This is a genomic window from Deinococcus marmoris, from assembly GCF_001949125.1.
Lineage (GTDB): Bacteria > Deinococcota > Deinococci > Deinococcales > Deinococcaceae > Deinococcus > Deinococcus marmoris_A.
The window spans coordinates 29,457-49,870 of the sequence record NZ_MSTI01000050.1; the positions used below are offsets into that span (position 1 = coordinate 29,457).

Annotated in this window: 19 protein-coding genes and 1 pseudogene; 11 read left to right on the forward strand and 9 right to left on the reverse strand. The window is 64.5% G+C overall.

From position 1 onward, the window contains the following. Positions 1 to 256: 256 nt before the first annotated feature. The 4 genes from BOO71_RS07530 (at position 257) to BOO71_RS07545 (ending at position 4,823) form a co-directional block, all read left to right on the forward strand. Positions 257 to 1,147, forward strand: coding sequence for an ABC transporter permease (locus BOO71_RS07530; RefSeq protein WP_075831328.1), 891 nt, complete (start codon positions 257 to 259; stop codon positions 1,145 to 1,147). Beyond that, positions 1,147 to 2,067, forward strand: a complete 921-nt coding sequence (locus BOO71_RS07535) for an ABC transporter permease (protein WP_075831329.1) — start codon at positions 1,147 to 1,149, stop codon at positions 2,065 to 2,067. Before BOO71_RS07530 ends, BOO71_RS07535 begins: the two co-directional genes overlap by 1 nt. A gap of 52 nt (positions 2,068 to 2,119) precedes the next feature. Next, a complete protein-coding gene (locus tag BOO71_RS07540; protein ID WP_075831330.1) occupies positions 2,120 to 3,742 on the forward strand; it encodes an ABC transporter substrate-binding protein in 1,623 nt (540 codons plus the stop codon). 151 nt (positions 3,743 to 3,893) lie between these two features. After that, positions 3,894 to 4,823 carry an acetamidase/formamidase family protein gene (locus tag BOO71_RS07545; RefSeq protein ID WP_075831331.1) on the forward strand — a complete coding sequence of 310 codons (930 nt, stop codon included), beginning with the start codon at positions 3,894 to 3,896 and terminating at the stop codon, positions 4,821 to 4,823. Between the two features lie 289 nt (positions 4,824 to 5,112). On the opposite strand, the gene BOO71_RS07555 is transcribed toward BOO71_RS07545, so the two are convergent. The 5 genes from BOO71_RS07555 to BOO71_RS26315 form a co-directional block, all read right to left on the reverse strand. Further along, entirely contained in the window at positions 5,113 to 6,270 is a 1,158-nt protein-coding gene (locus tag BOO71_RS07555; protein ID WP_254843078.1) for a sensor histidine kinase KdpD, read from the reverse strand. Next, complete coding sequence (gene kdpC, locus BOO71_RS07560; protein ID WP_075831333.1) at positions 6,242 to 6,856, reverse strand: potassium-transporting ATPase subunit KdpC; 615 nt, start codon at positions 6,854 to 6,856, stop codon at positions 6,242 to 6,244. The genes BOO71_RS07555 and kdpC overlap by 29 nt, the downstream gene beginning before the upstream one ends. 28 nt (positions 6,857 to 6,884) lie before the next feature. Further along, positions 6,885 to 8,963, reverse strand: coding sequence for a potassium-transporting ATPase subunit KdpB (gene kdpB / locus BOO71_RS07565; protein WP_083653194.1), 2,079 nt, complete (start codon positions 8,961 to 8,963; stop codon positions 6,885 to 6,887). Further along, on the reverse strand, positions 8,960 to 10,648 hold the full coding sequence (kdpA, locus tag BOO71_RS07570) for a potassium-transporting ATPase subunit KdpA (protein ID WP_075831334.1): 1,689 nt from the start codon (positions 10,646 to 10,648) through the stop codon (positions 8,960 to 8,962). Before kdpA ends, kdpB begins: the two co-directional genes overlap by 4 nt. Positions 10,649 to 10,735: 87 nt before the next feature. Then, positions 10,736 to 10,882, reverse strand: coding sequence for a potassium-transporting ATPase subunit F (locus tag BOO71_RS26315; protein WP_083653196.1), 147 nt, complete (start codon positions 10,880 to 10,882; stop codon positions 10,736 to 10,738). Positions 10,883 to 10,927: 45 nt separating this feature from the next. On the opposite strand from BOO71_RS26315, the gene BOO71_RS07580 reads away from it, so the two are divergent. From BOO71_RS07580 to BOO71_RS07590, 3 genes are all read left to right on the forward strand, one after another. Then, positions 10,928 to 12,463 carry a sensor histidine kinase gene (locus BOO71_RS07580; RefSeq protein WP_075831336.1) on the forward strand — a complete coding sequence of 512 codons (1,536 nt, stop codon included), beginning with the start codon at positions 10,928 to 10,930 and terminating at the stop codon, positions 12,461 to 12,463. After that, positions 12,456 to 13,088, forward strand: coding sequence for a response regulator (locus BOO71_RS07585; protein WP_075831337.1), 633 nt, complete (start codon positions 12,456 to 12,458; stop codon positions 13,086 to 13,088). Before BOO71_RS07580 ends, BOO71_RS07585 begins: the two co-directional genes overlap by 8 nt. 300 nt (positions 13,089 to 13,388) lie before the next feature. Beyond that, positions 13,389 to 13,910 (forward strand): hypothetical protein, encoded by a 522-nt coding sequence (locus BOO71_RS07590; RefSeq protein WP_075831338.1) that lies wholly within the window; start codon positions 13,389 to 13,391, stop codon positions 13,908 to 13,910. A 36-nt stretch (positions 13,911 to 13,946) separates the two neighbouring features. Here the strand turns inward: BOO71_RS07590 and BOO71_RS07595 are convergent, their stop codons facing one another. From BOO71_RS07595 to BOO71_RS27710, 4 genes are all read right to left on the reverse strand, one after another. After that, the gene (locus BOO71_RS07595; protein ID WP_075831339.1) at positions 13,947 to 15,362 is read right to left on the reverse strand and encodes a hypothetical protein; all 1,416 of its coding nucleotides are present in this window, start codon (positions 15,360 to 15,362) and stop codon (positions 13,947 to 13,949) included. Between the two features lie 52 nt (positions 15,363 to 15,414). After that, positions 15,415 to 15,957, reverse strand: coding sequence for a hypothetical protein (locus BOO71_RS07600; protein ID WP_139322822.1), 543 nt, complete (start codon positions 15,955 to 15,957; stop codon positions 15,415 to 15,417). A gap of 62 nt (positions 15,958 to 16,019) precedes the next feature. Then, entirely contained in the window at positions 16,020 to 16,619 is a 600-nt protein-coding gene (locus tag BOO71_RS07605; RefSeq protein WP_075831341.1) for a hypothetical protein, read from the reverse strand. Positions 16,620 to 16,772: 153 nt separating this feature from the next. Then, positions 16,773 to 16,946, reverse strand: a complete 174-nt coding sequence (locus tag BOO71_RS27710) for a hypothetical protein (RefSeq protein ID WP_175607392.1) — start codon at positions 16,944 to 16,946, stop codon at positions 16,773 to 16,775. 273 nt (positions 16,947 to 17,219) lie between these two features. Between BOO71_RS27710 and BOO71_RS07615 the strand changes: the two genes are divergently transcribed. The 4 genes and pseudogenes from BOO71_RS07615 to BOO71_RS07630 all read left to right on the forward strand — a co-directional run. Beyond that, positions 17,220 to 17,615: a hypothetical protein gene (locus BOO71_RS07615; protein WP_075831343.1), complete on the forward strand. Its 396-nt coding sequence runs from the start codon at positions 17,220 to 17,222 to the stop codon at positions 17,613 to 17,615. Positions 17,616 to 17,787: 172 nt separating this feature from the next. After that, positions 17,788 to 18,327 (forward strand): Dps family protein, encoded by a 540-nt coding sequence (locus tag BOO71_RS07620; protein WP_075831344.1) that lies wholly within the window; start codon positions 17,788 to 17,790, stop codon positions 18,325 to 18,327. A gap of 71 nt (positions 18,328 to 18,398) precedes the next feature. Then, positions 18,399 to 20,024, forward strand: coding sequence for a catalase (locus BOO71_RS07625; protein ID WP_075831345.1), 1,626 nt, complete (start codon positions 18,399 to 18,401; stop codon positions 20,022 to 20,024). A gap of 101 nt (positions 20,025 to 20,125) precedes the next feature. Next, positions 20,126 to 20,414, forward strand: a pseudogene (locus tag BOO71_RS07630) (hypothetical protein); the annotation flags it as partial.

A 20,414-nucleotide genomic window follows, 5' to 3' on the forward strand; every position in this document is an offset into this window, starting at 1 on the left:
TGGCCCCACCACGACGTTTTCTGTGCCCATCCGTCCTGTCAGTTTGCCCGTCCCTTGCCCAGTCCTGCGCGCCCGTCTACAGCGGGCGAACTTCCCACGGCACCCGCTTATACGGACTCCGATTAGAGGGTGTTGAAAACACCTGGAATCCGAGCGGAGCGAGCAGGAGAAAAACGGGTTCTGGGCGTGGAGTGGAGGATCGGCGCTGTTCCGATTCCTGCACGAAACAAACGGAATCCGTATTACTGGGGCAAACTTGACCGCACTGCCGACTGCCCCAGCAGCCCGCGCTTCAAAGCCGCGTTCAGTGGCCTGGAGACGCTTCTCCCGCGATAAGGCCGCCCTGCTGGGCCTGGTCCTGTGCAGTCTGATCATTCTGGCCGCCTTGCTGGCCCCCTGGATTGCGCCGCATGATCCCAATTTCCAGTTCCCGGACGGCATCTCGCTGGAAGGGGCACCCCAGCCGCCAGGAACGGCCTTTCTGCTCGGAACTGATCTGCTGGGCCGGGACCTGCTTTCGCGGCTGCTGTGGGGGGCGCGGGCCTCGCTCCTGGTGGGCATCGTCGCCAACGGCATTGCCGTCGTGATTGGCGTGTTCCTGGGGGCGCTGGGGGGAATGGGACGCGGATTGATCGGCACGCTGATCATGCGTTTTACCGACGTGATGATGGCCTTTCCGGTTTTGCTTCTTGCCATTGCCCTCACGGCGGTGCTGCGGCCCAGCCTGTGGATCGTGACGCTGGTGATCGCGCTGCTCAACTGGGTGGCGGTGGCGCGGGTGATCTACGCCCAGGTGATCTCGCTGCGTGAACGCGAGTTCGTGGAGGCGGCCCAGGCCGTTGGGGCCTCAGGTAGCCGCATCCTGTACAGGCATATCGTGCCCCACCTGCTGCCCACCGCGCTGGTCTGGGGTTCGCTGGGCATCGGCACCACCGTGCTGCTGGAGGCCACCCTGTCCTTTCTGGGCGTGGGCGTGCAACCGCCGACCCCCAGTTGGGGCGGCATCATCAACGAGTCGCAGAGTTACCTGACCACCGCGCCGTGGCTCGTGCTGTTTCCCGGCGCGGCCATTCTGGTCACCTCATTGGGTTTCAATCTGCTGGGCGAGGGCCTGCGTGACGCCCTCGATCCCAACGGGGCGAACTGATGCTGACTTTCACGGTGTCGCGCGTCTTGCAAAGTCTGGGCGTGCTACTTGTGGCTTCGGTCTTCACCTTCAGCCTGATTTTCCTGCTGCCCGCCGATCCTGCCCGACTGGTGGCCGGGCCGAGCGCCAGCGTACAGACGGTCAACAGCATCCGGCGGGAGCTGGGACTGGACCGGCCCTTCGTCGCGCAGTACGCGCTGTACCTGACCCATCTGCTGCGGGGCGATCTGGGGCGTTCCTACAAGCAGCAGACGGCGGTGCGCCCGCTGATCGCCTCGCGGGTCTGGCCCACCTTTCAGCTCATGCTGGGGGCCGTGGCGCTGGAACTGTTGCTGGGGCTGCCGCTGGGCATCTGGGCGGCGCTGAGGCGTGGGCGCTGGCCGGACCGGCTGGTGATGGGGTTCGCCTTCCTGGGGGCGTCCGCGCCGCAGTTCTGGCTGGGCCTGAGTCTGGTGTACCTGCTGGCTTACGGGCTGAATCTGTTTCCGCTGGGCGGCTACGGCGGCCTCTCGCACCTGTTTCTGCCCGCCCTGACGCTGGGCCTCGGTGGGGCCGGGTGGTACGCCCGCGTCATCCGCTCCAGTCTGCTGGAAGTGCTGGCGCGCGATTACGTGCGCACCGCCCGCGCCAAGGGGCTGTCGCAGAGCCGGGTGGTGGTACGCCACGCGCTGCGCAATGCCGCCTCGCCCATCATCAGCATGATCGGCCTGGACATCGGCGTCTTCATGGGCGGGGTGGTGGTGGTGGAGAGTGTTTTCGGCTGGCCGGGCCTGGGCCGACTGGTCTGGGACGCCATCCGCGTGGTGGACATTCCCGTCATTGTCGGCGTGGTGATCTTCAGCGCGGTGGTGATCACCCTGGCCAACCTGCTCGCCGATCTCGTGCAGCTCGCCCTCGATCCCCGGATTCGCTACTCGTGATGTTGTGCTGGAAATTCTGGTGCTGCACGTTCTTTCGCTGGAAAGGAGAGCCATGAAAAGATTCACCGGACAGTCGCTGATGGGTTCGTCGCTGCTTGGCCTGACACTGCTTCTCGGAACCGCCCACGCCGCGCCTCAGCAGGGCGGCAGCATCACGGTCTCATACAAGGATGACGTGACCACCCTGGACCCCGCCGTCGGTTACGACTACCAGAACTGGCCGATGGAGAAGATGGTCTTCGACGCCCTGCTGGACTACACCCCCGGCGGAACCACGCTGACACCGCGTCTGGCCGCCAAAATGCCCGACGTCTCCAAGGACGGCAAGACCTACACCTTCACCCTGCGAAAAGGCGTGAAGTTCCACAATGGCCGGGTCATGACTGCCGACGACGTGAAGTACAGCCTGGAACGGGTGCTTGATCCCAAGACCAAGAGTCCGGGCCAGAGTTTCTACACCGACATCGCTGGCGCGCAGGCGTTCGTGGACGGCAAGGCCAAGGCCGTTTCGGGCATCGCCGTGCTGGCCCCCGACAGGGTCAAGATCACGCTGAACGCCCCGAATGCCGCCTTCCTGAACATCATGGCGATGAATTTCGCGTTCATCGTGCCTAAAGAGGCCGTGGCGAAGGCCGGAGAGGATTTCGGACATCAACCCGTCGGCACTGGACCATTCAAGCTGAAATCCTGGGTGAGCGGCCAGCAGCTTCAATTCGAGCGCAACCCGAACTACTTCATGGCGGGTATGCCGTATCTGGATGGGGTCACGGTCAAGGTGGGGCTGGATCCTAGCGTCGCCTACCTCAGCCTCCAGCGCGGCGAGATCGACCTGCTCGGTGACGGCATTCCGCCCGCGCAGTTTCTCCAGGTGACGCGCGATCCCAAGCTCAAGGCCAACGTGTTTTCCAAGACGTCGGTCAACACGACCTATCTCAGCCTGAACACGGGCGTCGGCCCACTCAAGGACGTGCGGGTGCGTCAGGCCATCAACATGGCCATCGACAAGACCAAGATCCTGCGGATCATCAACGGACGCGGTGTGGTGGCGCGGGGCGTTCTGCCGCCGCTGATGCCCGGCTACGATAAGGCCGAGGCGGGCTACGCCTACGATCCAGCCAAGGCCAAGGCGCTGCTGGCGGCAGCCGGATTCAAAAACGGCTTCGAGACTATCCTCTACACCACTTCCACCGATCCCAACCCGCGCATCGCCCAGAGCATCCAGCAGGATCTGGCGCAGATCGGCGTGAAGGTGCAGCTCAAGAGCCTCGCCCAGAGCAGCGTGATCGACGCGGCCAGCACGCCCAAAACCGCTGCAATGGTCTGGTCAGGGGGACTGGCCTGGACGCAGGATTACCCGGACCCCAGCGACTTCTACTGGCCGATCCTGTCGTGCCGCAGCGCCGTGCAGGGCGGCTGGAACTGGCCCTTCGTGTGCGACAAGGCACTGGACGCCCGCGCCGGGAAGGCCGACCGGATGGTTGCGCCTGCCCAGCAGGCCGCCCGCCTGAAGGAGTACGCCAGCATCTTCGCGGCCCTGAACAAGCAGGCGGTGTGGGTGCCGGTGTTCCACGAGGTGCGCTACACCATGAAGTCCGACCGACTCGTGGGCGGCGTGGACGACCTGCTCGACCCGACGCATTTCATCAATTACGAGCGTCTCTCAGTCAAGAAGTAATACGGACTCCGATGAGAAGGTGTTGAAAACACCTGAAAATCCGAGCAGAGCGAGAAGGAGAAAAACGGGTTCCGGGCGTGGAGTGGAGGGATCGGCGCTGTTCCGATTCCTGCCGCGTTACAAACGGAATTCGTATAGGAGGAGGATTCCAGTGACAAATAGACCCAAATGCACCATCCACGACCACCATTACGGCTGGGACAACAGCCTGCCCCCCGCGCTGGAAGTCGAGAGCGGCGAGACCATCGAATTCGAGGTCATCGACTCTGGCGGCGGTCAGTTCACGCCCGCGTCCACCTCCTCAGATGTGACGGCGCTGGACTTCTCGAAGATCAATCCGGTGACTGGCCCGGTCTACGTGCATGGGGCGGAGCCGGGCGACGCGTTGCAGGTCGACATTCTGGAATTCCGGCCCTCGGGTTTCGGCTGGACGGCCATCATTCCCGGCTTCGGCCTGCTGGCAGATGAATTCGCTGATCCTTACCTCAAGCTGTGGCAGTACAGCGACTCCTCGGCGGAGTTCCTGCCGGGCATCCGGGTGCCGGTGCGGCCCTTCCCCGGTACCATCGGCAACGCGCCCGCCGAGGCTGGGCCACACTCGATTGTGCCGCCCCGGGCTGTGGGCGGCAACATGGACATTCGTGACCTGACGGCGGGGTCCACCCTGCATCTGCCGGTGGCCGTACCCGGCGCACTGTTCTCGGTGGGTGACACCCACGCGGCCCAGGGTGACGGCGAGGTCTGCGGCACCGCCATCGAATCGGCCATGCACGTGACGCTGCGCTTCACCCTGAAGAAAGCAGCACACCTGAAAACGCCGCGTTTCTCGACACCCGGCCCCGTCACAGGCCACATTGATCGGGCGGGCTATCAGGTCACCACTGGGATTGGCCCGGACCTGTACGCCGCCGCACAGGACGCCACCCGCTCGATGGTGGATTTCATGACTGGCGAGTATGGCCTGTCACCGCAGGAAGCTTATCTGCTGTGCAGTGTGGCAGCGGACCTGCGGATCAGCGAGATCGTGGACGCTCCCAACTGGCTGGTCAGCCTGTACCTGCCCAGGAGCATCTTCATCTAGAGCGGGTTTTAAAAGGCTCAGGCAGCGGGTTCCAGGCGGCGCAATATGGGCTGGATGTCCGCAAGGTAGAACCAGGTCTCTGTCGCTTGGGGCACTACGGATTCCGTCTGTAACGCGGCAGGGATCGGAACAGCGCCGATCCCTCCACTCCACGCCCGCAACCCGTTTTTCTCCTTCTCGCTCTCGTCATGAACAGACGCCCATGAGAACACTCTTCCTCTGCGTCGCAGCTCTGCGAGTCCCACTCGGATTTCTGGGTGTTTTCAACACCTTCTCATCGGAGTCCGTATTAATCGCGGCTGATTACATGCACGTCCACATTGCGCGTACCGCTCAGCACCCGCTTGATGATGTCGCCGCGCCACAGTTCGGCCCAGCGCGAGCGGCTGGTCTCGCCCATCACCACCTGGGTGGCCCGCGAGAGTTGGACGTAACCGATCAGAGCGGCGGCCACCCCCGCCTCGCCGCCCAGCACTTCAAACTGGCCGCCCAGCGCCACCGTCAGGGCGCGGTAGGTGTCCAGCAGGCGCGATTGCTCGGGCGTGATGCGTGGGCCACGGATCGTCACCACATGCAGCGCCGCGTGGAGCCGCGCGGCCAGTTGCCCGCCTCTGCGGATCAGGCGCGCGGCGCTTTCCTCGGCAGCGATGGCCACCACCACGACTTCCTGCACACCGGGGCTGCCGGGCGGCGCACCCTGCTCCACCACGCTCGCCACCTGCCGCAATGCAATTTCGCGCAGCGCGATCAGGTTGGGTGACGTAAAGAAGTTACCCAGCGCCTGATCAATCTTCTCAGGGCCGTAGACGTGGCCTGCCTTCAGCCGGGCGCGCAGGTCATGCGGCGTCAGGTCCACCAGCACCAGCTCGGTGGCCGCACGCAGCACGGCGTCGGGAATCCGCTCACGCACGCGCACGCCGGTCAGCCGGGCCACGGTGTCGTTCAGCGATTCCAGATGCTGCACGTTGACGGTGGACAGGACGGTGATGCCTGCCGCAAGCAAGACCTCCACATCTTGCCAGCGTTTCTGACGTTCGCTGCCGGGGGCATTGGTGTGGGCCAGCTCGTCCACCAGCACCACGGCTGGGCGGCGGACGAGCAGGCCGTCCACGTCCAGTTCGGTCAGTTCGGTGCCTCCGTAAGCAGTGACGCGGCGTGGGAAGATGGGCAGCCCCTCGGCGGCGCGGATGGTCTCGGCGCGTCCATGTGTTTCCAGCACGCCGATCAGGACGTCTTCACCCTTCTCCAGCCGCTCGCGCAGTTCGCCCAGGGCGCGGTAGGTCTTGCCGACGCCCGCCGCCATGCCGATGAACACCTTGTGGACGCCGCGCGCGGGGGCGGCGTTCTCGGCCTGTCCGGGAAGGATCAGCCGCTGGGGAGAGCGCTCGGCAGAAGATGGCTCGGCGTCCGGCATGGCGTCAGCGTCCGGTGCCGGGGGCTGCCGCATTCAGCGCCAGATTCAGCTTCAGGACGTTGACGCCCACGCCGCCCAGGCCCAGCGGGCCGCGCTCGGTGGCGGCGGTGATGAGTTCGCGCACCTTGTCTTCGCTCAGATTACGCGCCTGCGCCACCCGCGCCACCTGAACCCCGGCCCCGGCGGGGCTGATGTGCGGGTCAAGACCGCTGCCGCTGGCCGTCAGCAAGTCGGCGGGAATCTGGGAGGCCGGAATGCCTTCACGGGCAGCGATTTTAGCGGACAAGTCCCGAACCCGTTTCCGCAAATCTGGGTTGCTGGGGGCGAGGTTGCTGCCCGAGGCGTTGACTGGATCGTAGCCGCCCCCCGCCGCGCTGGGCCGCCCGATGAAGTCGCCCGCGCCGCTGAAGGTCTGGCCCACCAAGGCAGAGCCGACCACCTGACCATTGCGCGTAATAAGGGAGCCGTTCGCCTGCGCCGGGAACAGGCTTCCCGCCAGCAGCGTGGTCACGGCAGGGTACGCCAGCCCGCACAGCAGGAGCCACATCAGGGCGAAGCGCAGCCAGGTAGAAAAGCCGGGTTGAGGCGTGGTATCGGCAGGATTGGAAGGAATGGTCATGGGCAAACTCCTATGAATAGAAAAGCGGTCACTGGACACCCACCACGGACAGCAGCAGGTCAATCAGCTTGATGCCCACGAATGGCACCACCACGCCGCCCAGGCCGTAGATCAGCAGGTTGCGGGCCAGCAGGGAGTCGGCGCTGCCAGGGGTGTATCGCACGCCGCGCAGGGCCACCGGAATCAGCAGCGGAATCACCAGCGCATTGAAGATCACGGCGCTGAGGATCGCGCTGCGCGGGCTGCCCAGCCCCATCACGTTCAGCACGCCCAGCGCGGGAAGCTGCGCGGCGAACAGCGCGGGCAGGATGGCGAAGTATTTGGCGATGTCGTTGGCGATGGAGAAGGTGGTCAGTGCCCCGCGCGTCATCAGCAGGCCCTTGCCGATTTCCACCACTTCAATCAGTTTGGTGGGGTCTGAGTCCAGATCAATCATGTTGGCCGCTTCCTTGGCCGCCTGGGTGCCGCTCTGCATCGCCAGACCCACGTCGGCCTGCGCCAGTGCCGGGGCGTCGTTGGTGCCGTCGCCCATCATTGCCACGAGGCGGCCCGCCGCCTGCTCGTCCTTGATCATCTGGAGCTTGTCCTCGGGGGTGGCCTCGGCCAGAAAGCCGTCCACACCCGCCTCCCTGGCAATCGCCTCGGCGGTCAGGGGGTTGTCTCCGGTGATCATCACGGTTCTCAGGCCCATGCGGCGCAACTGGTCAAAGCGCTCGCTCATGCCGGGCTTCACGATGTCGGACAGGGCCACCACGCCCAGCACGCGGGCCACGCCACCGCGCACCTCGGCCACGGTCAGCGGGGTGCCGCCGGCGCGGGCAACTTCTTCTACCAGGGCGGTCAGATCAGCAGGTGCGGCTGCGCCAAACTCGGAGGCAAAACGCGCCATGCGGTCTGCCGCGCCCTTGCGGATTTTTACAGCTCCCCCCGCATCGGCAAAATCCACGCCGCTCATGCGGGTCTGGGCGCTGAACTCTATGAACTCGGCATCACTCGGCTGGGTGGGCAATTCGGTCAGGGTGCGGGCCAGGGTCACGATGCTCTTGCCCTCGGGCGTCGGATCGGCCAGTGAGGACAGCGCGGCGGCGCGGGCCAGCTCGGCCTCGCTCACGCCAGAAAGCGGAGCAAAGCGCGTCGCCTGACGGTTGCCGATGGTAATTGTGCCGGTCTTGTCCAGCAGCAGGATGTCCACGTCCCCGGCAACTTCCACCGCCTTGCCGCTTTTGGCGATCACGTTGGCCTGCAAGGCGCGGTCCATCCCCGCGATGCCGATGGCGGGCAGCAGCCCCCCTATGGTGGTGGGAATCAGGCAGACCAGCAGCGCGATCAGCGTCACCGTATCCACATTGATGCCCACGAAGCGCGACAGCAGCGGCAGCGTTGCCACCACGATCAGGAAGATCAGCGTCAGCGCGGCCAGCAGGATGCTCAGGGCCAGCTCGTTGGGCGTCTTCTGGCGGCTGGCCCCCTCCACCAGGGCGATCATGCGGTCTAGGAAGCTCTCACCCGGCTGAGAGGTCACGCGCACCACGATGCGGTCCGACAGCACCCGCGTTCCGCCGGTCACGCCGCTGAAATCGGTTCCAGCCTCGCGGATGACCGGGGCGCTCTCACCCGTGATGGCACTTTCGTCCACCGAGGCCAGTCCCTCCACAATCTCGCCGTCGCCGGGGATCATCTCGCCCGCCTCCACCACGATTATGTCGTCGCGGCGCAGTTCGGTGCTGGGAATGGTGGTTTCTACGCCGTTCAGGAGTCGGCGGGCGGGGGTGTCCTGGCGGGCGGCCCGCAGCCCCAGCGCCTGCGCCTTGCCGCGTGCCTCGGCCAGCCCCTCGGCGAAGTTGGCGAACAGCACCGTCAGGAACAGCAGCAGGGTGATGGTCAGCTCGTAGCCCCAGGTTTTCCCCGTGACGATATTGGCGAGTGTCAGGTAGGCGGTCAGCACCGCGCCCACCAGCACCACGAACATCACCGGGCTTTTCGCCATGCTGCGCGGATCGAGTTTGGTGAAGCTGGCCCTCAGTGCCCCACTAACGAGTTCGCCCGTGAAGATATTTTTACGGGGGGCTTTCGGCCCGGTTTCAGGCGTTTGTGGCAGGGCGGTCATTTCTGGACTCCAGTGGTGGGTGTGGTGGTTTGCAGCGTCAATTGCTCGGCCACTGGCCCCAGCACCAGCGTGGGCGCGAAGTTCAGCAGTTGCAGCAGCAGCATCACGCTCAGCAGCATTCCGGCGAAGATGGGGGTGTCCACCCTCAGCGTGCCGCTCGTTTCGGGCGCGGCCTTCTTACCAGCCAGCAGTCCAGCAATCGCCAGCGGCCCCAGGATCGGCAGGAAGCGGGCCAGGATCAGCACGATGGCGCAGGTCACGTTCCACCACGGCGTGTTGTCGCCCAGCCCTTCAAAGCCGCTGCCGTTGTTGGCGTAGGCGCTGTTGTACTCGTACAGCACCTGGGACAGGCCGTGAAAACCGGGGTTGGAGTTGGCTGTAACGCCGGGCAGCGACACCGCTGCCGCCGTGAAGCCCAGCACCAGCAGCGGCTGAAGCAGGATGATGAGGGAGGCCAGCTTGATCTCGCGCACCTCAATCTTTCTTCCGAATAGTTCCGGTGTGCGGCCCACCATCAGGCCCGCGATAAACACGGTCAGCACCACGAACACCAGCATGTTGATCATGCCCACGCCGATGCCGCCGTACACGTCGTTCAGGAACATCCCCAGTTGCGGCACCAGCCCGCCCAGCGGGTTGAAACTGTCGTGCATCCCGGCCACCGAGCCGTTGCTGGTCTGGGTGGTCAGACTGGCCCACAGCGCGGTGGCGTCGGTGCCCAGACGAATCTCCTTGCCCTCCATGTTGCCGCCAGGGGCCGCCAGGCCGAGCAGCGCGGCGTTGGGCTGCCGCTCGGCCATGACCGCGCCAAAGGTCAGCGCCGCCGAGGTCACGCTCATCACGGCCAGGATCGCCCCGCCAAAGCGGCGACGGTTCAGGAACAGGCCAGAGGCAAAGACCAGACTGATCGGAAAGACGATGATGCTGACCATTGAGAACAGGTTGCTCAGCGGCGTGGGGTTTTCCAGCGGCACCGAGGAGTTGGGGCCGTACCAGCCGCCGCCGTTGGTGCCGAGTTGCTTGATCGCCACCATTGCCGCGACGGGGCCGACAGGAATGGTCTGGGTGGTCACGGCTTTTCCTTCAACCGTCTGTGCCTCCACCAGCCGCGCCACCTTCGCGCCGCCGTAGGTGCTGGGAACGCCCTGAGAGGTCAGCAGCAGCGCCAGCACGAAGGCCGAGGGAACCAGTATTCCCACGGCGCGGGTCACGTCCAGATAGTAATTGCCGACGTTGGTCTGTCCTTTCAGCCCGCGCAGCACGGCGAACAGGGCGGCCATGCCCACGGCGGGAGTCACGAATTGCAGGGTCACGATGGCGACGAGCTGCGAGAAGTAGCTCAGTCCGCTCTGGCCGCTGTAGTGCTGCTGGTTGGTGTTGGTGATGAATGAGGCGGCGGTGTGCAGCGCGGTGTCCCAGCGCATATTGGCGATCCCGTCGGGGTTGAGGGGCAACGCGCCCTGAAGCACGTAGATCAGGTAGGCGGCCAGCCCCAGCAGCACGTTGGTGCCGATCAGCGCCGCACCGTACTGCCGCCAGCCCATGCCGCGCGAGGCGTCCACGCCGCAGACCCGCAGCAGTCCCGCCGTGAAGTGCGAAGCCGGGGCCGCATACAGCCGCGCGATCAGAAAGCCCAGCGGGACGGCCAACCCGAAGGCCAGCAGGTATGTCAGGAAGATATCCATCTCAGAGGTTTTCCGGCAGCTTCAAGGCCCAGGCCACCACGCCGAACAGGGCCAGTAAAATCAGCAATCCCAGGAGCGCACCCACCATCAGAACTTCTCCGCACGCACGAGGGCGTAGAGGAGGTAGGCGGTTAAAGCCAGCACCAGCAACAGCAAAAAGACATTCATACCCGCGTATGCTGCGCCGCCTCTTCTGGCCGTACCATTCGCCTTACGGCCAACTGAATTGGCCATGTGGCCAGTCGTCCACACATCGTTTGCGGGTAGCCTCAACTGGAAATGCGAGACACCCTGCGCCTGCTGCTTGCGCCGCCCAAATTGCCGCTGGGCGACAGTACGTTGTGGACGGTCTGTCTGATGGCACTGGCCGTGGTGCTGCTGATTGACCTGCTGACCCCGGCCTCTCTGGTGGTGGGGACATTGCTGACGGTGCCGATTGCGTTAGCCGCGCTGGGCACCTCACGCCGCCCGGTGGTGATCTTGACCCTGCTGGGCGTGCTGGCCTCGCTGGTGGCCGCACTGGAAAACGCGCTGGAAGACGGTTTTAGCAATGCCGATCTGTCCAACCGTGTCGTCAGCCTGCTGGCGATCTTGCTGGTGGGCGGCCTGACCTTGCGCTCGCGCGACGCCTCCGAGCGGGCCGTGCGGATCACCGAGGACGAGCGCCAGTTGCGGCGCGAACGCCTGCTGCGCCGGCTGGCCGAGGACGTGGGCGGCCCGCTGGGGCAGGCCGAGTTCGTGTCGCGCGCCGCGAGCGCCCTGCAACACCTGACCGGGGCGCTGAGCGTGGAGGTGGGCGCAGTGGACCGGGCCATGCTGCGCCGCCCCTATGCGCTGGCCCTGGCTTCAGGTCTGAAAGCCGAAGATCACCGCTCCCGGCTGGACACCCGCCTTCCGCTGGAATACCTGGCCCAGCCAGTGGGCGCGGGCGACGTGTGGGCGGTGGACGGCGGGGCCTTCGTGCTGGCGCGGCTGCGGCGCGGCGAAGACGGCGACCTGCTGCTGATCCTGCACCGTCCCGAGACCCCACTGGCCCTGACCGCCGAGGCGATTTCAGCCCTGCAACCCCTGCTGGAGCGTACCGCCCTGCTGGACGACCTGCGCGTGCAGCGCGCGCAACTCAGCGAGCGCGGCGAACTGCTGCGCGATCTGGTCTACGCTTTCTCGCATGACCTCCGTACCCCCCTGCTCGCCAACGCCATGAACATGGAAGCCGCCCGGCGCGGTGCCTACGGTCCGCTGCCGGGGGCGTACCGCGCCACCCTGGAAAACGGTCTGGAGTCCAACGCCACGCTGCTGGCCCTGGCCGAGAAGCTGCTGCTGGTCACCAAATACGAAAGCGGTGAGGCCGACGACGAGATGGAAGAGGTCAACCTGCGGGCGCTGGTGCAGGGCGTGCTGGAAGACCTGCGCCCCCGTATCGAGACCAGCCGCCTGACGGTGGAACGTGACCTGCGGGCCGTGCGGCTGTGGGGCCGTTCCCATGATCTGCGCCGCGCTGCCCAGAACCTGCTGGACAACGCGGTGAAATTCAGCCCGCCCGGCAGCACTTTGCATGTCGCTTTAAGCGAGGAGGACGGCGAGGCGGTTCTGAGTGTGCAGGATGAGGGGCCAGGCGTCTCGCAGGCCCGCATTCCGCACCTGTTCCAGCGCTTCCGGGGCGGTGGCGCGGGCAGCGGCACGGGGCTGGGGCTGTACCTGACCCGCCGCATCGCCGAGGCCCACGGCGGCACGGTTCGCTACATCCGCACGGGTCAGAACCGCAGCCTTTTCACGCTGACCTTGCCCGTGTCCGGGGAGACGCCTCATGGCTGAAGACCTGATCCGTATTCTACTGGTGGAAGACCACGCCTTCACCCGCGACGGCCTGCGCGCCACGTTGAATCTGGAGGCCGATCTGCGCGTGGTCTGCGAGGCCCGCAGCGGCGAGGAGGCCCTGGAGCGTCTGGCCGTAACGGCAGTGGACGTGGCCGTGGTGGACATCGGCCTGCCGGGCATCGACGGCATCCAGACTGCTGCCGAGATTCGGCGGGGCTGGCCGGACGTGCGCATCGTGATGCTGACTGCTCACGATCTGCGCCAGGAGGTCTTCGCGGCGCTGGCGTCGGGGGCAGCAGCGTACTGCCTCAAGAGCGCAAAGCCCGAGTTACTGCTTCTGGCGGTCAGGGCGGCGGCGGCGGGCAGTGCCTACCTGGACCCGCAGGTGGCCCACCACGTTCTGGGCGGTGTGCGCGCCCCTGGATCAGCCCCGCTGCTGACCCCCCGCGAACTGGAGGTGCTGCGCCTGATCGCCGATGGCCTGCCCAACAAGGAGATCGCTGCCGAGCTGGGCGTGAGCGTCAGCACCATCAAGCTGTACGTGCAGGAACTGCTGGTGAAATTGCAGGCGGCGGACCGCACGCAGGCGGCAGTCAAGGCGCTCCGGCAGGGGTGGCTGTGAGGTCCGGCGGCATGTCCATCGGTCCTGACCTCGGCCAGTCACGAAAACGCAATGCACAGCCGTAGATGTCTACAGCACATCCGGCAGACTGGCCGCCGCCAGCACCAACTGCCGCACCTCGACGCGCCTATCTCAGCACCTGACACTTTGATAGAAATGGCTTCCCGAGGAGAGGGATGCGCCTGGGTAGGACCGGGCCAAGGAAAAGCGGCGACGCCGCGTGCCCAGTTTGTTCGCCGCTGAAACCTGAACAAAGTCAGGGCTGTTCCTGGAGACCGCGCCCTCTCTATGCTCTGTGCCATGTCCCTCTCCATTCGCATGACACTTCTCTTCGTCTCGGCATTGACCGGCACGGCACGGGCCGTTCCCCTCCAGAACACGAAGGCCCCATTCACTGCCGATGTTCCTGTGGGCTGGGAACAGCGGCCCTACCCGAATGGTCTGCCCGGCATCACGGTGCTGGCTCCTGGCACCCCGCCGCCTGCCGTCCTGCAACTGTTCTTTGCGCCGTATCAGAGCAAGGGCAACGACGCCGCCGCGTTGAAAGAATTCATCGGGGGCGTCGAGGGATCGCTCACGGGCGGCGGTCTGGCCACCCTGAAGCGCGTGAGTGAGCGCCCACGAACGGTGGGCGGCGTCAAGGGGTCTGAACGGCTGTATGACCTGACCCTTAAGGCCAACGGGGCGGTGGTGCGCTTGCAGTACTGGTATGGGGTCAGCAAACACAACATGCTCAGCGTTCAGTTCACCACGGGACCCGCTGCCACGGCGGCCCAGCGGGGGGCGTTCGACAAGACCCTGGGGTCTCTCAAGCTCAAGTAGACTTGGAAAGAGTGGCCTGGAGACCGCATGAACCACTTATTGCCTCTGCGCGATCACCGCCCGCAGGCTATAAATCACTGTCTCAATTGGTGAGCGCTCGTCGTAGGTCTGCGCCAGTGTCAGTCTCGCTTCCAGTTGGGCCAGGTACGCCGTCTGCGCCGCTGCGCTGGGATACAGAGCAGCCAGTGCGCCGCGCTGGAGATCGGCAGGCGTTTCATGGTCGTCCAGCAGGGGGCGGAGATGGATTTCCAGGGTGTTGCGCTGCGTTGCAGAGCGGGTCAGTCGGCCCAGCAGGCGCAGGCCGGCGGCCCGGTCCGGGATGAAGACCTGCTGGGTCTGCGTAAGCGACAGCAGCGCCTGCCACAGCCGCTCAGACGACGCGCCCAGCTCAGTCAATGGCGCAAGTGCGCCCTCGTCCACCGACGAGAGAACGGCCATGAAGCGGAAGGAGTTGAAGAATCGGCCCGTCAGTTGGGGATTTTCAATGATCACACACAGCTGCCCTGTGAAGGCAGCAAAGCCTCCAAAAAACCGTTCCACGCTGGCCCGCGACAGCTCCAGCGCAGAACCGTACGTACCGTACCAGCCGCTCAGCATGGCCCAGGCCCGCTCCTGAATCTTTTCGGGAAAGTCACCGTCGATCAGGGACCAGAGCCAGCGGTGAAGGTCCTGATTCTGACTGACGGCGAGTTGCTGACCCGCGAAGGAAACCAGGCTCAACTGGGCGTCTGGTCCTACCTGTCTGAAGATGGCGGGCACAAAGCCGTCCGGTACTCGGCCACTGGTTGCCAGTGACATGAAGCCGCTGACCTCAGACGGGTCAAGGCCCTGATCCAGCAGTGCAGTCAATACGTCCTCCAGCTGCTGTGGCCTCAGGTCCAGGTTGTTCAGAACGTCGTTGGCATACCACGTGGAGTTGGCTGCTACCAAGCGCAGGGCGTCGGCAGGATCGCCCAGACGCGCCAGCAGGTCCAGTGCGCGTCGCTGGACCGCCTGGCGGCGCGGCGACTCAGTCAGGGTCACCAGCGCGGGCCGCAATTCTGGCAAGGGTTTCAAGATCAGCAGCAGATGATCAAGTTCGCCGTCATCCATCGTGGTCAGGACCGGGGCCAGAAGCTGTCCCGCGCCGCCCCGTGCCAACCCCAGCGCCGCCGCCAGCCGCTTATGGGGGTCGCGCAGGGCGGCCTGCAACACGTCCTGTCGGTCTAGCGCCAGCGCCGCGCCGAAAGCCAGATCAGGGTCCTCCGCGCCGAGGAGCGGGGCCAGCAGCTCTTCAGGAATGGCCTCACTGCTTACATTGGTGTATTGCCGCGCGAGCAGATTCAGGCCCAGTCCCGCCTCGGGTGAGCAGGTAGCGCGGTACAGCGTCCACAGCACGTCACGCAGTTCACTGGCCTGGAGGCTGTATGGGTGCAGGTAGGTGTAGGGCCAGCGGGCCAGCGCCAGCGCCACCGCCTCCTGAAGGGCCAGATCACCGCTCTGTACCGCTTCCCTGAGGTAAATGCTAAATGCTGTCGGCCTCGTTTCGTTCGGCGCCCAGCCGCAGCCGGGCCAGCGAGGCCAGCCAGGCGCTCAGGGGCAGCCGGGCCTGATCGCGCATCTCGGTCAGGCGCGCCTCGTCGCTGTCCGCCGTGCTGGGCGGCAGGCTCAGGGCCGTCAGCGTTTCCGGGGCTGCTGGCAACTGGGGGAGCCACTGATCTTCCAGGGCCGCGCTCCAACCACGGCGGCCAATGACACTTTCGGCAAAGGTCACGTCGTCAAGCAGGCGCTCCAGCATGGCCTGATGGGGGGCATATTGGCGGCTGAAGTGTTCCCGCTGGGCCGCTGGCATGGCCCGCAGGCGCTCCGGCATGCTGAACTGATCCACGCCCACGGACCGCAGCATTCGCGCCGCGCCGTACCATGCGCCTGGAAGCTGTTCGGACCCGCAGTGGCGGCAGAATGGTCCCGGTGGGATCAGTTGGGTACACCACGCGCGGCGGACATCTTCACGGCTGGCCCCACCACAGTGGCTGCACAGGTCACCAGCCTGCCAGTCGGGGGGCAAGGGTGCGCCGCAATGGGGACAGTGATCCGCTGGGTGGTCTGGTAAAGGGGCGGTCACTGCTTCTAACGGCGGGACCGACGAACGCGGCCCCACAGGACCTGTTTCTCGGCCTCACCCATCGCCCTGATCTTGGCTGGAATGTCGTCCTTGGCCACGCCCTCGCGCCTCAGCAGCAGGGCCAGCGGCAGTTCGGCGGTGATCACGAAGGCCGCGCCACAGGTGCGGCAAAATCGGCCCGGTCCGCTGGTGCCGCACCAGTAGCACGTTTCAATCGGCTCGGCCTGGAGGCCACAGTTGAGGCACAGGTCACCCACGCTGTAATCCTTGGGCTGCTTGGCCTGACAGTGGACGCAGTACGTCGAGTCGCTGGAATTGACTACCAGCCCCTGCAAGAACATGGCCGCGCCAGCCTGCGTCTCACCGCTGAGCGCAGATGGCACCGGCTCTCCCAGCGCGGCAGAGGGCAGTGCCCAGTTCAACACCCGCGCTGCGACTTCGGTGTTCAGGTCTGGCAGCAACTCCAGCAGTGTTTCACAGGAGCCGATACTCGCAAAATCGGCCCGCCCGCTGACGCCCAGGTCTGCGAGGGCGGCCAGATGCTGTTCGCTCAAGCCCTTGGCTTTCAGAATGTTGCGTTCGAGGGCCGTAAAAGGTGTGGTCATGCGCTTCCTTCGGGTGCCGGAAGGCAGCCTGGGTTCAGTGTAAAACACGGCTGACGACATGTGGCTGAATCAACGGGCGCTTGGTGGATGCCCCCCAACATCTGTCATTTTTAATCCCAGCTTTGCTTTCTGTGTCAGGTGGCGGCGGGTCGGTCAGACGTGCAGCACCCCATACAGAAATTCACGGGCATGTGGCGGGTGGACAGGACGTTTCTGACGCTCTATTTTCACCGCCCCTCCATTTTTGCGTTCGGCAGGTCTGTCAGAGAGGTTGATGGACTGCCCGGTGACGGTCTGACGCTGGCCCAGCTCACGCACGATCGACACTGCAAGCACCTGCTGCTTGTCAATTGAACATCTGAGGCTTAAACCGATCCCTCGGCTGACACCCGAAGCGCACGCCATCATCCTGCGCGACTGAATCTCATGATCTGTAGAGCCGATCTTAAGCGAGACTGGAATCTAACCCCCGCGTAACACCCTGGGCCTGGAATACGTCGTGTCCCAATGATTTTGGTGGATGCGTGCGGCGCGGCCACCGTGGGCTGTTGAGGCCCAACCTGTTTGACCTCGGCGGTTTGCCGCCCCACAAGGAGGGGTATGAAATATCTTCAGGACCATTGGATCGGCGTGCTACTGCTGGCCGGCATCGGCTTCATTCACTTCAGGGATATCCCCGACAAGCTGGGAGAAACCGCCTACCTGGGCTGGCTGTACATCTTGCTGGTGGCTGGATGCGCGGCGGCGGGAGCTTGGCTGCTGAGTTCGCACTGGAAAAACGGCTATGGCCTGGGTCTGCTGATCTCTGCCGGGTCCATCATTTTCTATGTGCTGACCCGGACCACCGGATTGCCCAATGCGAAGGACGACATCGGCAACTGGGCCGAACCGTCCGGGATCATCGCTCTGGTTATGGAAGTGGCGTTCGTGGTGCTGAGCGTTATTCAGTTGCGCCCAGCGCCCACCATCCAGGCGGTCAACTCCGCCGTCAACTGATCCAGCTCGCCAGTGGTCACCAGTGGTTAGCTTCATCCATGCTCAATGAAGTCTGTTGCACCCTTTTCGTATCTCTCCGCCCATTGTCCAGGCCGAACATCAGCGTCGAGGCCAATCGCCCGCGCCGTCTCTGGCAGACCGCAGACTGCGCATCCATCTCAAGGAGATTTCCATGACCCAGAACGACTCCAGAAAGACTGTCACCTCTTCCGCCCCCGACGCCCTGAAGACGCCCACAGACCTCAAGGCTGACGGCGTGCAGAAAATCGTTGAGGCCATCAACCCGATCATCGCCGACGCCTACGCCGTGTACCTCAAGACTAAGAACTTTCACTGGCATCTCTCCGGCAGCCATTTCCGCGACTACCACCTGCTCTTTGATGAGCAGGCCGAGCAACTGCTGGGCAGCACTGATCCACTGGCCGAGCGCGTCCGCAAACTGGGCGGCACCACGCTACGCTCGGTCTCGCACATCTCTGGCCTTCAGACGGTGCAGGACAACAACGCCGATTTCGTGGCTCCACTGGACATGCTGCGCGAGCTGATGGCCGACAACCAGAGCATTGCGGCCAGTATGCGCGCCGCCCATGAAACCTGCGACGACGCCCGCGACTACGCCACTTCCAGCCTGCTCGAAGTGCTGATCGACGAGACCGAGCGGCGCATCTGGTTCCTGTTTGAAGCCGCGCAGGGTGGCGAAAACACCAAGTAATCTCGGACGCTCGCCTCTTCCGCCCTTTCCCAGGCGTCGGCTGCCCCGGCAGCACCACGAGGAGTCTTCCCATGAGTGACGACAGTAAGGCCAGCAATAGTAAGGTCTATAAACCCAGTGAACCCACCGACATGCAGGCCCCCAAACAGAGCCAGACCCGACTGACCAACGCGGCGGGCAATCCGGTGGCCGACAACCAGAATTCCCTGACGGCAGGCAAGGACGGCCCAGTGCTGCTTCAGGACCATCACCTGCTGGAGCGCATGGCCCTGTTCAACCGCGAGCGCGTCCCTGAACGCGTGGTCCATGCCAAGGGGACCGGCGCGTTCGGCACCTTCCGCGTGACCCGCGCCATCCCCGAACTGACGGTGGCAAAACTGTTTCAGAAGGAGGGGACCGAGTGCCGCATGTTGGCCCGCTTCTCTCAGGTGGCTGGAGAGAGCGGTTTCGCCGACACCGTGCGCGATCCACGCGGTTTCTCGCTGAAGTTTTATACCGAGGACGGCAACTGGGACATGGTGGGCAACAACACGCCCGTGTTTTTCGTGCGGGATGGCCTCAAGTTCTCGGATTTCATCCACAGCCAGAAGCGCCACCCGGTCACGCACCGCCGCAGCGAGACCATGATGTTCGACTTCTGGAGCCTGCGCCCCGAATCCATGCATCAGGTGGTCTACATGTTCGGGGACCGGGGCATTCCACGCAGCCACCGCCACATGAACGGCTACTCCAGCCACACCTACAGCCTGTGGAACGATCAGGGCGAGCGCGTGTACGTCAAGTGGCACTTCCACACCCAGCAGGGCATCCAGAACCTCGCCGAACCAGAGGCGATGGAGATTGCCGGGAAGAATCCCGACTTCTATTTTCAGGACCTCTTTGAGGCCATCGAGCGCGGCGAGTATCCGAAGTGGAAGGTCAGCCTTCAGGTGATGCCGGAGGCCGACGCCGAGACGTATCATCTCGATCCCTTTGACCTGACCAAGACGTGGCCCCACGCGGATTACCCCCTGATGGAAGTGGGCGAGTTCGAGTTGAACGAGAACCCGGACAACTACTTCGCGCAGATTGAACAGGCGGCCTTTGAACCCAGCAACTCGCCGCGCGGGTTTGGGTTCAGTCCCGACAAGATGCTGCAAGCCCGCCTGATGAGCTACGCCGACGCGCACCGTTACCGCATCGGGGCCAATTACGCCGCGCTGCCGGTAAATCAGGCCGTCTCGCCCGTGCAGACCTACCACCGGGACGGGCAACTGCGCTCTGACGGCAACTTTGGCGGAATGCCAGTGTACGAACCCAATTCTTTCGGGGGACCAGTGCAGTACGGTGAGGAAGCTGCCGAGCCGCCCATGACCGTAGGCAGTCGCGCGGACCGGTATGGCTGGCCCGACACTGACGAGGATTACTTTGCCCAGCCCGGCGCGCTGTACCGCCTGTTGCGGGCGGAAGAGCAGAACAGGATGCACGACAATTTCGCCCGGCATCTGGGAGCCGCTCCTGACTTCATTCAGCAGCGCTACCTCATCCAACTGGACAAGGTGGACGCCCGACTGGGCGCAGGTGTGCGTGCCAGTCTGGAGAAGCCAGAGATGAAGGCAAAGCCAGAGATTGAGACGATCCTCAAAGAGGACCATACCCATGCAGCAGGCGGCCTGATGACGGCACAGACCCAGCAGGCCGTAGGCGCAGACGACTAAACGCTGACGACTGAACAACGTGCATCACCGAACCCCCTCTTCGTCATGCAGTACTCCGGAAGGTTTTTGACGAATGGGGTGGGGATCGTCCATGTTGATGTGTGGCAACAAAACGGACGACCCCCAGCCAGATTCTAGCGGCCCTGCTCCCTGGAACCAGCCTGCGTTCCACCCAGGCCGCCTATCTTCAGGTGCTGTTGGTGCTGTGGCTGGTCGTTCCTGGACGACTGAATTTCACCAATCTGGCCCGCTATGGCGGGCCATCTGAGCGAACCCATCGCGCCTGGTTCCAGAAACCAATGCCGTGGGTGGAGTTGAACACCAGTTTGATCTTGCAGATGCAAGATCAGCAGTGTCTGGGCAGGGAGAGCATCATTGGGATCGACGCAG

Bases quoted from the DNA above. Each gene is read 5' to 3' on its own strand.
- BOO71_RS07535 (WP_075831329.1), top strand. From the start codon at position 1,147: ATGCTGACTTTCACGGTGTCGCGCGTCTTGCAAAGTCTGGGCGTGCTA.
- BOO71_RS07540 (WP_075831330.1), top strand. From the start codon at position 2,120: ATGAAAAGATTCACCGGACAGTCGCTGATGGGTTCGTCGCTGCTTGGC.
- BOO71_RS07555 (WP_254843078.1), bottom strand. From the start codon at position 6,270: ATGCGGCAGCCCCCGGCACCGGACGCTGACGCCATGCCGGACGCCGAG.
- kdpC (WP_075831333.1), bottom strand. From the start codon at position 6,856: ATGACCATTCCTTCCAATCCTGCCGATACCACGCCTCAACCCGGCTTT.
- kdpB (WP_083653194.1), bottom strand. From the start codon at position 8,963: ATGACCGCCCTGCCACAAACGCCTGAAACCGGGCCGAAAGCCCCCCGT.
- kdpA (WP_075831334.1), bottom strand. From the start codon at position 10,648: ATGGATATCTTCCTGACATACCTGCTGGCCTTCGGGTTGGCCGTCCCG.
- BOO71_RS26315 (WP_083653196.1), bottom strand. From the start codon at position 10,882: ATGGCCAATTCAGTTGGCCGTAAGGCGAATGGTACGGCCAGAAGAGGC.
- BOO71_RS07580 (WP_075831336.1), top strand. From the start codon at position 10,928: ATGCGAGACACCCTGCGCCTGCTGCTTGCGCCGCCCAAATTGCCGCTG.
- BOO71_RS07585 (WP_075831337.1), top strand. From the start codon at position 12,456: ATGGCTGAAGACCTGATCCGTATTCTACTGGTGGAAGACCACGCCTTC.
- BOO71_RS07590 (WP_075831338.1), top strand. From the start codon at position 13,389: ATGTCCCTCTCCATTCGCATGACACTTCTCTTCGTCTCGGCATTGACC.
- BOO71_RS07605 (WP_075831341.1), bottom strand. From the start codon at position 16,619: ATGACCACACCTTTTACGGCCCTCGAACGCAACATTCTGAAAGCCAAG.
- BOO71_RS07615 (WP_075831343.1), top strand. From the start codon at position 17,220: ATGAAATATCTTCAGGACCATTGGATCGGCGTGCTACTGCTGGCCGGC.
- BOO71_RS07620 (WP_075831344.1), top strand. From the start codon at position 17,788: ATGACCCAGAACGACTCCAGAAAGACTGTCACCTCTTCCGCCCCCGAC.
- BOO71_RS07625 (WP_075831345.1), top strand. From the start codon at position 18,399: ATGAGTGACGACAGTAAGGCCAGCAATAGTAAGGTCTATAAACCCAGT.